This window comes from Rhodopseudomonas pentothenatexigens (assembly GCF_900218015.1).
Taxonomy (GTDB): domain Bacteria; phylum Pseudomonadota; class Alphaproteobacteria; order Rhizobiales; family Xanthobacteraceae; genus Rhodopseudomonas; species Rhodopseudomonas pentothenatexigens.
Map to the genome: position 1 here is coordinate 53,718 of NZ_UFQQ01000021.1, position 14,738 is coordinate 68,455.

Genomic DNA, 14,738 nt, shown 5'->3' on the forward strand with positions numbered 1-14,738 from the left:
TTCTGCTTGGACGCTCGCGTCGCAGGATCGAGCGCCGGATCAAGCCCGGCGAGGGCACTTTCGCCTGTGCGGCGCCCGGCTCCTCCGGCCGGTTCGCCCGTCCAAAACAAAAGCCCCGGCCGCTGGGGCCGGGGCTTCGATCCGTCAGGTCTGCGCGGAGACCGTTATTCCTTCTGTCCGAGCAGCTGCAGCAGCAGCGTGAACAGGTTGATGAAGTTCAGGTACAGCGACAGCGCGCCGGTGATGGCGGCCCGCTCGGCGACGTCGCCGCCCATCGAGCCGTAGCCGTAGATGTAGTCGTTCTTCAGCCGCTGGGTGTCCCAGGCGGTCAGGCCGGCGAACACCAGCACGCCCACCACCGAGACGATGAACTGCAGCATCGACGAGGCGACGAACAGGTTCACCAGGCTGGCGATCACCACGCCGAACAGGCCCATGATCAGGAACGAGCCCATCCCGGTCATGTCACGCTTGGTGGTGTAGCCGTAGAGGCTCAGCGCACCGAACGCCGCCGCGGTGATGAAGAACACCCGGACGATCGAGGTGTGGGTGTAGACCAGGAAGATCGACGACAGCGAGATGCCCATCAGCGCCGAGAACGCCCAGAACAGCAGCTGTGCGGTCGCCGGCTTGAGGCGATTGATGCCGAAAGAAATGACAAATACCATCGCCAGCGGGGCGAGGATGAAGACCCACTTCAGAGGGCTGACGAACATCGCGACGCCGAACGAGGTCAGCATGGTGTTGCCGACCCGTGCGGCGGCGGCGCCGGCGTCCGTGGTCACGGCGCCCATATACACGCCGAGCGCGGCCAGGCCGGTGATGGCGAGGCCGATCGTCATGTAGTTGTAGATGCGCAGCATGTAGGCGCGCAGCCCGGCGTCGACGGTCGCGGTTTCGACGCGTCCGGCGGCCCGGCCAAATGGAGACGTATAGTTGCGGTCCAAGTCCGACATGGTCGAGATCCCGAGTTTGTCTGGCCGGTCGCGAAGGGTGGCGATCGCCAGTACTAATTTATCCCGGACGATGATGAGCGAGACGCGTCAAATTCGAGGTTGAGCCCAAAATTAACGCCTGTTCATCGAACCGTCCGACCCATGCTGATATGTGGGAAACTAACACGGACCGGGCAAGCTTTTATGCGCGGCTGAATGTCGCTCCGCTCCGCAGGGTAAAGAAACCCGCGTCCGACCTTGGTCGAAAGTCGCCGTTTTGAGCCTGTTTCAGGCTCACCGGAGAGGAGCGCCAGTCCGCCGCGCAGCCCGATGCCGCGGGGTTGCATAACTATAAATTTCGCAAAACGGAAGCTGGCTTCTGGTTGAGCGCGAGCAGCGTCCCCACCAACCCCAGGCCGACGGTTACCAAGAGGGCGGCTGCCACCACGCCGGCCGCAGAGCCGGCCTGCCAGGCGAAACTGAGCGTCATCAGCCGTGTGACAATCAGCCACGCGGGGGCCGAGCCGGCCACCACCGCGAAAGCCGCGGTGGCGAGGCCGATCAGCGCATATTCCAGCGCGAAAGCGCCGATCAGCCGCGCCCGGGTCGCGCCCAGCGTCTTCAGGATGACGGCGTCGTAGACACGGTGGCGATGCCCGGCCGCCAGGGCGCCGCCGAGCACCAGGATCGCCGAGATCAGCGTCACCGCGCTGGCGCCGCGCACCGCCAGCACCAAGTTCGACACCACGCCGCCCACCGTCTCCAGCGCCTCGCGAACCCGGACCGAGGTGACCATCGGGAATCTGTCCGCCACCTGCTTGATCACCGCCGCGTCGCTGTGCGGCGTGCTGTCGCTCTCGGTCAGGGTGGCAATGTGGGTGTGGGGCGCGCCGCGGAAGGTGTTGGGTGAAAACACCAGGACGAAATTGATGCCGAGGCTCTGCCAGTCGATGCTGCGCAGGTTGGAGATCGTCGCGGTGATCTCACGGCCGAGCACGTTGACGGTGACCTTGTCGCCGATCGTCAGCCCGAGCCCCTGCGCCAGCTTCTTGTCGAACGACACCAGCGGCGCGCCGCTGTAGTCCTTCGGCCACCACCGACCTTCCACCACCTTGGAACCGGCCGGGATGTCGGTGGCGTAGGTCAGGCCGCGGTCGCTCTGCAGTACCCATTCGGCGTCGGAGGCCGGCTTGAGATCTTCGGCGCGGACGCCGCGTGCCGCGACGATCCGCCCGCGCAGCATCGGCACGTCTTCCAGCGTTGCATTGGGAGCAATCTGGCGCAGAAACGCGCTGAACTGCTCAGTCTCGCTCGACGGGATGTCGATGAAGAAGAATGTCGGCGCCTTCTCCGGCAATGCCGCGGTGAACTGGCGCTGCAGATTGCCGTCGACCTGCGACACCGTCACCAGCACCGCGAGGCCGAGACCGAGCGACAGCACCACGGAAGGCGTCAGCGCCCCCGGCCGGTGAATGTTGGCGACTGCCAGCCTCAGCATGGTGATCCGCGACCGCGGCAGCCGCCGCGCGATCGCCATCAGGGCGGCGGCGACGCCGCGCAGCAGCACGAACACCGCGAGCACGGCGCCGACCACCGCCAGCGCGATCCGCTTGTCGTAGGAGAGGCCGATCACCAGCGCCAGCAGCGCCACGACGACGATGCCGATCCAGGCGATGTGCTTCAGCCGCGGCCGGTGGCCGTCCGCGGTCGCCGCCTCCCGAAACAGCGTCGCCACCGGGACGTCGCGAACCTGCGCCAGCGGCCACAGTCCGAACGCCAGCGCGGTCAGCAGGCCGTACAGCAACGACAGCGCCAGCTCCCCTGGATGGATGGCGGCGACCACGGGAAGCGGCAGCAATTGGCCGAACAGGCCGACGATCACGAACGGAATCGCGGCGCCGAGCGCCAATCCGATCGCAGCGCCGATCACCGCCAGCACGACCACCTGCGTCAGATAGATCGCGAACACGTCGCCGCCGGTGCCGCCGACCGCCTTGAAGGTCGCGATCACGTCGCGGCGGCGGTCGATATGACTCTTCACCGCATTGGCGACGCCGACCCCTCCGACCACCAGCGCGGCGAGGCCCACCAGGGTCAGGAATTGCGTAAAGCGGGTGATGGTGCGTTCGAGCTGCGGCGAGGCGTTGCTGCGCGTGCGGATCTCCCAGCCGGCCTGCGGCAGGGCGGCGCGGGTTTCGTCGACCAGGCGCAGGGCAGCACGATCGTCGGCGCCATTGTCCGGCAGCCGGACGCGATAGATCCAGCGCACCAGGCTGCCGGGCTGCAGCAACTGCGTGGCGCGCAGCCCCTCGTCGCTGATCAGAAAGCGCGGCCCGAAGCCGACATTTCCGGACAGCTTGTCCGGCTCGGCGGCGACTACGCTGCGGATCTGGAACACGGCGCTGCCGACATGAATCCTGTCGCCGAGCTTGAGGTCGAGCCGTGCCAGCAGCGCGGCGTCGGCGGCGGCTCCATAGGCATCGTCGCGCCGGACCAGCAGATCGCTCACCGGCATCGGTGGATCGAGTTTCAGTTCGCCGAGCAGCGGATAGGCGCTGTCAACCGCCTTCAGCTCGACCAGGGCCGAGCGGCCGTCGTCGGTGCGCGCCATCCCGCGCATCGTGGCCGCCACCGAAACCTCGCCGCGACTGCGCAGAAACGCCACTTCGTTCGGCGTTGCCTCGCGCTGGATCAGCGAGAACGCCGCATCGCCGCCGAGCAGGGTGCGGCCCTCGCGGGCGAGCCCGTCGCCGAGGCTGGCAGCCACCGAGCCGACGCCGGCGATCGCCATCACGCCGAGCGCGATGCAGGCGATGAACACGTAGAAGCCGCTCAGGCCGCCGCGCATCTCGCGCAGCGCAAACCGCAGCGGCAGCAACCATGAGCGGGCGCGGGGCGGGGTTTCGACGAGGACGGTCATCGATCAGGCCGACCGTGCGCGTGCGGCAGAACCGGGCTGTGTCGTGTCGATCCGCCCGGAGCGCAGCCGCACCACCCGATCACAGCGCTGCGCCAGCGCGCTATCGTGGGTGACCAGAACTAGCGTCATGCCGCGCTCGGCGTGCTTGGCGAACAGCAGGTCGACGATCTGCCTGCCGGTGGCCTCGTCGAGATTGCCGGTCGGCTCGTCGGCGACCAGGATCGCCGGATCGGGGGCGAGCGCACGGGCCAGCGCGACGCGCTGCTGCTCGCCGCCGGAGAGCTGCGACGGATAATGGTGCAGCCGCTCTCCAAGCCCGACCGAGGCCAGTTCGCGGGCGGCCCGGTCCGCGGCGTCGGCCTGGCCGGCCAGCTCCAGCGGCACCGCGACGTTCTCGAGCGCCGTCATGGTCGGGATCAGATGGAAGGACTGAAAGACGATTCCGATCTGTCGGCCGCGGAAGCGGGCCAGCGCGTCCTCGTCCAAACCATTGAAAGCGGTGCCGTCCACCACCACCTCACCGCTGTCGGGCCGCTCCAGCCCGGCCATCACCATCAGCAGGGTGGATTTGCCGGAGCCGGACGGGCCGATCAGTCCGACCGCCTCGCCGGCAGCGACGCGCAGGCTGATGTCCTTGAGGATGTGCACCCGCGCGGCGCCGCTGCCCAGCGACAGGTTGACGTTGGAGATCGCGATGGTGTCCGGCGCGCCGCCGGCCGACAATGAGGATTCGATGAGACTGTCCATGGCTGCCTCATATGGCGATTTATTCGTGGCGGTCGAGAGGTGGAGACACAGGATCGCGCTGGTGCTGGCACTGGGACTGATGGCGGCGTTGCTGCCGGGCCAGGACGCCCAGGCGCAGGCGACGACCAAGCCGCTGAAGGTTGTGGTGCTCGGCGATTCCCTGACGGCCGGCTATGGTCTTCCGGCCGGAGACGCGTTTCCGACCAAGCTGCAAAAGGCTTTGAAAGACAGAGGTATAGACACCGAGATGGTGAACGCCGGCGTATCCGGCGATACCGCCAGCGGTGGTCTGGAGCGGCTCGACTGGTCGGTCCCGCCGGATGCCGATGCGGTGATCGTCGAGCTCGGCGCCAACGACGCGCTGCGCGGGACCGATCCGAAGGTCCCGCGCAAGGCACTGGACGAGATCCTGAAGCGGCTGAAGCAGCGAAACATTCCGGTGCTGCTCGCCGGCATGTTGGCGCCGCCGAACTACGGCAAGGACTACGCGGCGCAGTTCAACGCGATCTATCCGGATCTCGCCAAGCAATACGATGTGCCGCTGTATCCGTTCTTTCTCGACGGCGTGGCGGCGGTGGCGAACCTCAACCAGCCCGACGGCATTCATCCGACGGCCGCGGGGGTCGACGTCATCGTCGCGCGCATTCTGCCTGCGGTCGAGGCGCTGCTTCGCCCGCTCCTCGGGCAAGCGCGCTGAGAAAACGGCAATTCGGGCTTAACAGGCGGATTGCCCTCATGTTTTCTGCGGAGACCGGCGCTCCGCTGTGGCGCTGTTACACAAACGCGCTACGACTCGTGTCGTTGATTCGCCGGACGATTCGTGGACTGCCAGGTCCCGGTGGGGATCGGTCCCAAGATCGGGATGGGCTGCCGCAATCGGGCCTCAAGTTCGAGGATGTAGCGATGCCGCGTTTGTTCACGGGACTGGAGATTCCGGCCGAGATCAGCCAGACGCTTTCGAGTTTACGTGGCGGATTGCCGGGGGCGCGCTGGGTCGACCCTGACGACTATCACCTCACCCTGCGGTTCATCGGCGATATCGACGGCGCGACCGCCAACGAGATCGCCTCGACCCTGTTCCGGGTCAATCGCAAGCCGTTCGAGGTGACGTTGCAGGGGCTGTCGAGTTTCGGCGGCAAGAAACCGCGCGCCGTGGTCGCTTCGGTGGTGCCGTCGAAGCCGCTGATCGAACTGCAGGCCGAACTGGAGCGGCTGATGCAGCGGGTCGGGCTCGATCCCGAAGGCCGGAAATTCACCCCGCACGTCACCCTGGCGCGGCTGCGCGGCGACGTCTCGAGCCGCGATGTCGCCGACTATCTGTCGATTCGTGGCTATTTCCCGTCCAAAGTGTTCAAAGCGGAGCGGTTCGTGCTGTATTCGGCCCGCGCCTCGACCGGCGGTGGCCCGTATATCGTCGAGGCGCCGTACGAATTGAACGCCTGATCGCCGCTCCCTCGTGATCGCGCATAGCTCTCCGCCCGATTCCCGGCTTGCATTTTGCCGCCCGATCAGGCGGTACAAGACCGCATGTCCCCGCCGCTCTCACTCCGCCAGCACTATCAATCCCTGATCGCCTCCGGCAGCATCGAAGCCGATCCGGCGCAGGCCCGTGCGGTGCAGGCTTTCACGCTCCTCAATGAGACGCTCGACGGCTATAAGCCGCCGAAAAAGCAGGGCTTTTTCGGCCGTCTGTTCGGCGGCGGCGATGCCGGCCAGCAGCCCCCGCAAGGGCTGTACATCCATGGCGAGGTCGGTCGCGGCAAGACCATGCTGATGGACCTGTTCTTCGATGCGAGTCCGATCGCGTTGAAGCGGAGGTCGCATTTCCATGAGTTCATGGCCGAGACTCACGATCGCATCAACGGCTTCCGCCAGGCGATCAAGCGCGGCGAAATTCCGGATGCCGACGTGATGGAGCTGACGGCGGCGTCGATCCTCGACGAAGCCTGGCTGCTCTGCTTCGACGAGTTTCACGTCACCGACATCGCCGACGCGATGATCCTCGGACGGCTGTTCACAAAGCTGTTCGAGCTCGGCACCGTGGTGGTGGCGACCTCCAACGTCGCGCCCGACGACCTCTACAAGGGCGGCCTCAACCGCTCGCTGTTCATGCCCTTCATCGGTCAGGTCAAGCGGCATATGCGGGTGATACGTCTCGACGCGCGAACCGATTACCGCCTGGAGAAATTCGCCGGCATGAAGGTCTGGTTGACGCCGGACGATGCCGAGGCGACCGCCACGATTGATCGGGCCTGGCATCGGATCACCGGTACCGCCAAAGGCGAGGCTCGTGACATCTCGATCAAGGGCCGCATTCTGCACGTGCCGCAGTCCGACCATCACGTCGCGCGGTTCTCGTTCGCCGATCTCTGCCAGAAACCGCTGGGCGCCAGCGATTATCTGCGGCTCGCACATGAATATCACACGCTGATGATCGATCATGTGCCGGTGATGGACTATGCCGATCGCAACGCCGCCAAGCGGTTCATCGCGCTGATCGACACGCTGTACGACAACTCGGTGAAGCTGATGGCCTCCGCCGCAGCCGAGCCGGCGCAACTCTACCGCGCCACCGAAGGCTTCGAGGCACTGGAATTCAATCGCACCGTCTCCCGTCTCACAGAAATGGGATCGGAATCGTATCTGGCGCTGCCGCACGGCCGGCGCGACTCCACCGCCACCGGCGACACCACTGGACTGGTCGAAACCTAGGCCTGTTCCCGGCAGCCCGCGGTTTGCAGGGGTGCCGGCTCAACAAATGGGCGTTCGCCGACTTGAACGCATGGGACGAAAGCGATAACCACCCAAGCGGATTTCCCACCCCTCCCCACCCACGGGCTCAAAGGACTGCTTTCCCATGGCGCGCGATAAGATTGCTTTGATTGGCTCCGGCCAGATCGGCGGTACGCTGGCACACATGATCGGGCTGAAAGAGCTCGGCGACGTGGTGCTGTTCGACATCGCCGAGGGCGTGCCGCAGGGCAAGGCGCTGGACATCGCGGAGTCCTCGCCGGTCGACGGTTTCGACTCCAAGCTGACCGGCGCCAATTCCTACGAGGCGATCGAAGGCGCCCGCGTGGTGATCGTCACCGCCGGCGTGCCGCGCAAGCCGGGCATGAGCCGTGACGATCTGCTCAGCATCAACCTCAAGGTGATGGAGCAGGTCGGTGCCGGCATCAAGAAGTACGCGCCCGACGCGTTCGTGATCTGCATCACCAACCCGCTCGACGCGATGGTCTGGGCGCTGCAGAAGGCCTCGGGCCTGCCGGCCAAGAAAGTCGTCGGCATGGCCGGCGTGCTCGACTCGGCCCGCTTCCGCTACTTCCTGGCCGACGAATTCAACGTGTCGGTGGAAGACGTCACCGCCTTCGTGCTCGGCGGCCACGGCGACACCATGGTGCCGCTGGTCAAGTACTCGACGGTCGCCGGCATCCCGCTGCCCGACCTGGTCAAGATGGGTTGGACCTCTCAGGCGCGGCTCGACGAGATCGTCGACCGCACCCGCAACGGCGGCGCCGAGATCGTCAACCTGCTGAAGACCGGCTCGGCGTTCTACGCCCCGGCGTCGTCGGCGATCGCGATGGCCGAGAGCTATCTGAAGGACAAGAAGCGGGTGGTCCCGGTCGCGGCTCATCTCAACGGCGAATACGGCGTCAAGGACATGTATGTCGGCGTTCCGGTGGTGATCGGCGACAAGGGCGTCGAGCGCATCGTCGAGATCGAACTGGCCGGCAAGGACAAGGAGGCGTTCGACAAGTCGGTCGCCGCCGTGCAGGGCCTGGTGGACGCCTGCAAGAAGATTGCGCCCGATCTGCTCGGCCGCTGAGGAACGTCTAACGAAACTGGCTGCGCCGGCTCCCGAAGGGCCGGCGCAGCATCGCGGTTCAACCGGCTGGATGCGATCTGGCGAGGGGCAATTCCATGAATATTCACGAATACCAGGCCAAGGCGGTGCTGCGCGAGTTCGGCGTGCCGGTGGGGCACGGCTTCCCGATCTTCAAGGCGTCCGAGGCGGAAGCCGCCGCCAAGCAGCTCGGCGGTCCGGTCTGGGTGGTGAAGAGCCAGATCCACGCCGGCGGCCGCGGCAAGGGTAAGTTCAAGGAGGCCTCTGCGGGCGACAAGGGCGGCGTCCGTCTCGCCAAGTCGATCGACGAGGTCAAGGAATTCGCCAAGCAGATGCTCGGCGCCACGCTGGTGACGGTGCAGACCGGCCCCGACGGCAAGCAGGTCAATCGCCTCTACATCGAGGAAGGCTCCGACATCGACAAGGAGTTCTACCTGTCGTTGCTGGTCGACCGCGCCACCTCGCGGATTTCCTTCGTAGTTTCGACCGAAGGCGGCATGTCGATCGAAGACGTCGCCCACGAGACGCCCGAAAAGATCGTGTCGTTCACTGTCGATCCGGCGACCGGCATCATGGGCCACCACGGCCGCACCGTCGCCAAGGCGCTGAACCTGAAGGGCGATCAGGCCAAGCAGGCCGAGGCGATGGTGGCCAAGCTGTATACCGCGTTCGTCGCCAAAGACATGGACATGCTCGAGATCAACCCGCTGGTGCTGACCAAGCAGGGGGATCTGAAGTGTCTCGACGCCAAGATCTCGTTCGACGGCAACGCGCTGTACCGCCACATCGACGTCCAGGCGCTGCGCGACGAGACCGAGGAAGACGCCAAGGAAATCGAAGCGTCGAAATACGACCTCAATTACGTCACGCTCGACGGCACGATCGGCTGCATGGTCAACGGCGCCGGCCTCGCGATGGCGACGATGGACATCATCAAGCTGTACGGCATGAGCCCGGCCAACTTCCTCGACGTGGGCGGCGGCGCCAGCAAGGAGAAGGTGACGGCGGCGTTCAAGATCATCACCGCCGATCCCAACGTGAAGGGCATCCTGATCAACATCTTCGGCGGCATCATGAAGTGCGACGTGATCGCCGAGGGTGTGGTCGCTGCGGTCAAGGAAGTCGGTCTCGACGTGCCGCTGGTGGTCCGCCTCGAAGGCACCAATGTCGAAGCCGGCAAGAAGATCATCAAGCACTCCGGTCTCAACGTGCTGCCCGCCGACAATCTCGACGACGCCGCGCAGAAGATCGTCAACGCCGTGAAGGGCTGATCATCTGAGCCTAGATGGCTTCCTCATCCTCGCGATCGTATTCCACCTGGCTTCGATGACTATCGGTGGAATTCTGTTCTCGAACGCGCTGGGTGATGGGGGGATCGGCCGCGAACGCACTTGCTGTGTTGCTGATCGGCCTTTTGTTATAGGGTGTTCCAAGCGGGCTGACGTACTTGCATGCGATGCAACCCGGGATGGGACCGCTGATGTACCTGGTTTGGTTCGTTTTCTTCCCGACCGGCGGCATCGCCGCAGCGCTATGGCTAGTTGTGGGGTTCGGAATCTCGTTGAGAGTTAGAAAATCATGCGGATTGAACGCCCTGTCGATGGTGTCTTGACCGGTTCACACAGTTTCACATATCCAGTGTAGCTGTGGGAGGTGCGGACGTGACCAAGAACATCACTTTGGCAATCGATGAGGCTGTGCTGGACCGGGTCCGGATCATCGCCGCCGAACGGAAGACGACTGTGAACGGATTGGTTCGGAATTATCTGGAAAACTTGTCGGGCGCCGAGGATAAACGTGCGCGCCTAGCAAAGCGGATCGACGAGTTGCGCGCTAAATCGACCTTGGAAGTCGGTCCGGTGACGTGGTCTCGGGACGATCTCTATGAGCGCTGAAGCAATGCTCGACGCCAACGTCCTGGTCTACGCAGCCTCGACCGCCTCCTCTGAGACCGCCAAGGCGCTTACTGCGACGCAACTTCTCAAGGCCGGTAACGTCGGCATCTCGGGCCAAGTGATGCAGGAATTTTACGTCACCGTTACCCGAAAGAGCCCGACGCCGTTATCGGTCGACGATGCCCTGGCTTGGCTCGACGTGCTCGATGAACTGCCGTGCGTCCCTGTGGATGCCGCGCTGGTCAGATCCGGCGCGGAAATCGCGCAACGCTACAAGATCTCCTACTGGGACGGCGCCGTGCTTGCCGCCGCTCACCGTCTCAACGCGTCCATCCTCTATTCCGAAGACCTCAGCCACGATCAGACCTACGGTTCGGTCCGTGTCGTGAATCCCTTCCGCGCCAACTAAGTCGAGCTCCTATGTCCATCCTGATCGACAGCAACACCAAAGTCATCTGCCAGGGCTTCACCGGCAAGAACGGCACCTTCCATTCCGAGGCCGCGGTGGCCTACGGCACCAAGATGGTCGGCGGCACCTCGCCGGGCAAAGGCGGCTCGACCCATCTCGGCCTGCCGGTGTTCGACACCGTGCGCGAGGCGCGCGACAAGACCGGGGCGGATGCGTCGGTGATCTATGTGCCGCCGCCGGGCGCCGCGGACGCGATCTGCGAAGCGATCGAAGCCGAAATCCCGCTGATCGTCTGCATCACCGAGGGCATCCCGGTGCTCGACATGGTGCGGGTGAAGCGGTCGCTGAACGGCTCGAAGTCGCGGCTGATCGGGCCGAACTGCCCGGGCGTGATGACCGCCGGCGAGTGCAAGATCGGCATCATGCCGGCCAACATCTTCAAGCCGGGCTCGGTCGGCATCGTGTCGCGCTCCGGCACCCTGACCTATGAGGCGGTGTTCCAGACCTCGGCCGAGGGCCTCGGCCAGACCACCGCGGTGGGTATCGGCGGCGACCCGGTCAAGGGCACTGAATTCATCGACGTGCTGGAGATGTTCCTGGCCGACGACAAGACCGAGTCGATCATCATGATCGGCGAGATCGGCGGCTCGGCCGAAGAAGACGCCGCCCAGTTCCTGATCGACGAGGCCAAGCGCGGCCGCAAGAAGCCGATGGTCGGATTCATCGCCGGCGTCACTGCCCCTCCCGGCCGCCGCATGGGTCACGCCGGCGCGATCATTTCGGGCGGCAAGGGCGATGCAGCCTCGAAGACCGCCGCCATGGAAGCGGCCGGCATCACCGTGTCGCCGTCCCCGGCGCGGCTCGGCAAAACGCTTGCCGAAAAATTGAAGTCTTAATTCAAACCTTGTGTCGTTCCGAGCTTACATTTCCCTAGAATAGGATAAAAGGTGCACTACGTTGCTGATCCGGTAACCGGATCAGCTTATCGCGACTAAGTCGCGATCTCATAATCAGGAAGCAATCATGTCTCGCCAGGACGCGAATGCCGCTTTCGCCCTGTCTTCCTTTCTACAGGGCGCCAACGCCACCTATATCGACGATCTGTACTCTCGGTATGAAAGCGATCCGTCCTCGGTCGATGCCGACTGGCAGGCATTCTTCCGGAGCCTCAAAGACAATCCTGGCGACATCCAGAAGAATGCCGAGGGCCCATCCTGGGAGCAGGCGAACTGGCCGCTGACCCCGCAGGACGAGCTGACCTCGGCGCTCGACGGCAACTGGAATCAGGTCGAGAAGGCTGTCGGCCAGAAGATTCAGGCCAAAGCCCAGAGCCGCGGCGTCGAACTGTCCTCCGCCGACGTGCTGCAGGCCACCCGCGACTCGGTGCGGGCTCTGATGTTGATCCGCGCCTACCGGATGCGCGGCCATTTCCACGCCAAGCTCGACCCGCTCGGCCTGTCGCCGGCGAAGGATCACGAGGAGCTGGACATCCGCTCTTACGGCTTCACCGAAGCCGATCTCGACCGCAAGATCTTCCTCGACCATGTTCTCGGCCTCGAATACGGCTCGCTCCGCGACATCGTCGCCATTTGTGAGCGCACCTACTGCCAGACCATGGGCATCGAGTTTCTGCACATCTCTAATGGTGCGCAGAAGGCCTGGATCCAGGAACGGATCGAAGGTCCGGACAAGGAAATCAGCTTCACCCGCGAGGGCCGGCGCGCGATCCTGATGAAGTTGATCGAGACCGAGGGCTTCGAGAAGTTCTGTGACCTGAAGTTCACCGGCACCAAGCGGTTCGGCCTCGACGGCGGTGAAGCGCTGATCCCGGCGCTGGAGCAGATCATCAAGCGAGGCGGCAACCTCGGCGTGCGCGAGATCGTGCTCGGCATGCCGCATCGCGGCCGCCTCAACGTGCTGACCCAGGTGATGGCCAAGGCCCACCGGGCGCTGTTCCACGAGTTCAAGGGCGGCTCGGCCAATCCGGACGAGGTCGAAGGCTCGGGCGACGTCAAATATCACCTCGGCGCCTCGTCGGACCGCGAGTTCGACCACAACAAGGTCCACCTGTCGCTGACCGCCAACCCGTCGCATCTCGAAATTGTCGATCCGGTGGTGCTCGGCAAGGTCCGCGCCAAGCAGGACCAGCACGGCGATCTCCCGGAGGAGCGGGTCTCGGTGCTGCCGCTGCTGATGCATGGCGACGCCGCGTTCGCCGGCCAGGGCGTGGTCGCCGAGTGCTTCGCGCTGTCGGATCTGAAGGGCTACCGCACCGGCGGTTCGATCCACTTCATCGTCAACAACCAGATCGGCTTCACCACCTATCCGCGGTACTCACGCTCCTCGCCGTATCCGTCGGATGTGGCGAAGATGATCGACGCGCCGATCTTCCACGTCAACGGCGATGATCCGGAAGCGGTGGTGTTCGCCGCCAAGATCGCGGTCGAGTATCGGCAGAAGTTCCACAAGCCGGTCGTCATCGACATGTTCTGCTACCGGCGGCACGGCCACAACGAAGGCGACGAGCCGTCGTTCACCCAGCCGCTGATGTATCGCAAGATCGCCGGCCATCCCACAACGCTGGAGATTTACTCCAAGCGGCTGATCGCGGACGGCGTGATTACTGAAGGCGAGGTCGAGAAGGCGCGGGCCGATTGGCGCGCCCGGCTCGACGCCGAATTCGAGGCCGCATCCAGCTATCGCCCGAACAAGGCCGACTGGCTCGACGGCAAATGGGCCGGCTTCAAGTCGGCCGACCAGGACGAGGAACCGCGCCGCGGCATCACCGGCGTCGATCTGCCGACGTTGAAAGAGATCGGCCGCAGAATCACCAAGGTGCCGGAGGGTTTCCGCCTGCACCGCACCGTGCAGCGCTTCCTCGAGAACCGCGCCAAGGCGATCGACAGCGGCAACGGCCTCGACTGGGCGACCGGCGAAGCGCTGGCGTTCTGCACCATGCTGCTGGAAGGTCATCGCATCCGGCTCTCGGGTCAGGATTCCGAACGTGGCACCTTCTCGCAGCGCCATTCGGTGCTGATCGACCAGGAAGACGAGACCCGTTACACCCCGTTCAATCACCTCTCGCCCGACCAGGGCCACTATGAAGTGATCAACTCGCTGCTGTCCGAGGAAGCTGTGCTCGGCTTCGAGTACGGCTACTCGCTGGCCGAGCCGAACGCGCTGACGCTGTGGGAAGCCCAGTTCGGCGATTTCGCCAACGGCGCCCAGGTGCTGTTCGACCAGTTCATCTCGTCGGGCGAACGCAAGTGGCTGCGCATGTCCGGCCTGGTCTGCCTGCTGCCGCACGGCTACGAGGGCCAGGGGCCGGAGCACTCGTCCGCCCGGCTCGAGCGCTATCTGCAGATGTGCGCCGAAGACAACATGCAGGTGGTGTATCCGACCACTCCGGCGAACTACTTCCATGCGCTGCGCCGCCAGCTCAAGCGCGAGATCAGGAAGCCGTTGATCCTGATGACGCCGAAGTCGCTGCTGCGTCACAAGCGGGCAATCTCGCGGCTCGAAGAGCTCGGCCCCGGGACCAGCTTCCACCGCGTGCTGCTCGACGACGCGCAGACGCAGCCCGACGAGAAGACCAAGCTGGTGGCGGACGCCAAGATCCGCCGCGTCGTGGTATGCTCCGGCAAGGTCTATTACGACCTCTACGAGGAGCGCGAGAAGCGCGGCATCGACGACGTCTATCTGCTCCGGGTCGAACAGCTCTATCCGGTGCCGCTGAAGACGCTGGTGCACGAGCTGTCGCGCTTCAAGGATGCGGAGCTGGTGTGGTGTCAGGAAGAGCCGCGCAACATGGGCGGCTGGCACTTCATCGAGCCGTATCTCGAGTGGGTGCAAAATCAGATCGAAGCCAAGCATCGCCGGCCGCGCTACGTCGGCCGCGCCGCCTCGGCGGCGACTGCGACCGGCTTGATGTCGAAGCACCTGGCGCAGCTCAAGGCGTTCCTCGACGAAGCATTGCGTTGACGCACCG

Annotated in this window: 12 protein-coding genes; 9 read left to right on the forward strand and 3 right to left on the reverse strand. The window is 64.8% G+C overall.

All coding sequences use genetic code 11. The features are described 5' to 3' along the window. Positions 1–164 precede the first annotated feature (164 nt). The 3 genes from DWA33_RS18450 to DWA33_RS18460 all read right to left on the reverse strand — a co-directional run bounded on the left by DWA33_RS18450 (position 165) and on the right by DWA33_RS18460 (position 4,602). Complete coding sequence (locus DWA33_RS18450; RefSeq protein WP_011155766.1) at positions 165–956, reverse strand: Bax inhibitor-1/YccA family protein; 792 nt, start codon at positions 954–956, stop codon at positions 165–167. 328 nt (positions 957–1,284) lie between these two features. Further along, complete coding sequence (locus DWA33_RS18455) at positions 1,285–3,855, reverse strand: ABC transporter permease (protein WP_114359983.1); 2,571 nt, start codon at positions 3,853–3,855, stop codon at positions 1,285–1,287. A gap of 3 nt (positions 3,856–3,858) precedes the next feature. After that, positions 3,859–4,602, reverse strand: coding sequence for an ABC transporter ATP-binding protein (locus tag DWA33_RS18460; RefSeq protein ID WP_114359984.1), 744 nt, complete (start codon positions 4,600–4,602; stop codon positions 3,859–3,861). Between DWA33_RS18460 and DWA33_RS18465 the strand changes: the two genes are divergently transcribed. The 9 genes from DWA33_RS18465 to DWA33_RS18505 all read left to right on the forward strand — a co-directional run bounded on the left by DWA33_RS18465 (position 4,601) and on the right by DWA33_RS18505 (position 14,731). Then, complete coding sequence (locus tag DWA33_RS18465; protein WP_181902430.1) at positions 4,601–5,299, forward strand: arylesterase; 699 nt, start codon at positions 4,601–4,603, stop codon at positions 5,297–5,299. The genes DWA33_RS18460 and DWA33_RS18465 overlap by 2 nt on opposite strands. A gap of 206 nt (positions 5,300–5,505) precedes the next feature. Beyond that, positions 5,506–6,045 (forward strand): RNA 2',3'-cyclic phosphodiesterase, encoded by a 540-nt coding sequence (gene thpR, locus DWA33_RS18470; protein ID WP_114359986.1) that lies wholly within the window; start codon positions 5,506–5,508, stop codon positions 6,043–6,045. An 84-nt stretch (positions 6,046–6,129) separates the two neighbouring features. Further along, complete coding sequence (zapE, locus tag DWA33_RS18475; protein WP_114359987.1) at positions 6,130–7,314, forward strand: cell division protein ZapE; 1,185 nt, start codon at positions 6,130–6,132, stop codon at positions 7,312–7,314. Between the two features lie 145 nt (positions 7,315–7,459). After that, positions 7,460–8,428, forward strand: coding sequence for a malate dehydrogenase (gene mdh / locus DWA33_RS18480; protein WP_114359988.1), 969 nt, complete (start codon positions 7,460–7,462; stop codon positions 8,426–8,428). A gap of 95 nt (positions 8,429–8,523) precedes the next feature. Further along, positions 8,524–9,717 carry an ADP-forming succinate--CoA ligase subunit beta gene (gene sucC / locus DWA33_RS18485; RefSeq protein WP_114359989.1) on the forward strand — a complete coding sequence of 398 codons (1,194 nt, stop codon included), beginning with the start codon at positions 8,524–8,526 and terminating at the stop codon, positions 9,715–9,717. 390 nt (positions 9,718–10,107) lie between these two features. Next, positions 10,108–10,341 carry a DUF6364 family protein gene (locus tag DWA33_RS18490; protein ID WP_147270253.1) on the forward strand — a complete coding sequence of 78 codons (234 nt, stop codon included), beginning with the start codon at positions 10,108–10,110 and terminating at the stop codon, positions 10,339–10,341. Next, positions 10,331–10,750, forward strand: a complete 420-nt coding sequence (locus tag DWA33_RS18495) for a PIN domain-containing protein (protein WP_114359991.1) — start codon at positions 10,331–10,333, stop codon at positions 10,748–10,750. The genes DWA33_RS18490 and DWA33_RS18495 overlap by 11 nt, the downstream gene beginning before the upstream one ends. 11 nt (positions 10,751–10,761) lie before the next feature. Beyond that, positions 10,762–11,646: a succinate--CoA ligase subunit alpha gene (gene sucD / locus DWA33_RS18500; RefSeq protein WP_114359992.1), complete on the forward strand. Its 885-nt coding sequence runs from the start codon at positions 10,762–10,764 to the stop codon at positions 11,644–11,646. 127 nt (positions 11,647–11,773) lie between these two features. After that, complete coding sequence (locus tag DWA33_RS18505) at positions 11,774–14,731, forward strand: 2-oxoglutarate dehydrogenase E1 component (protein ID WP_114359993.1); 2,958 nt, start codon at positions 11,774–11,776, stop codon at positions 14,729–14,731. Positions 14,732–14,738 lie beyond the last annotated feature (7 nt).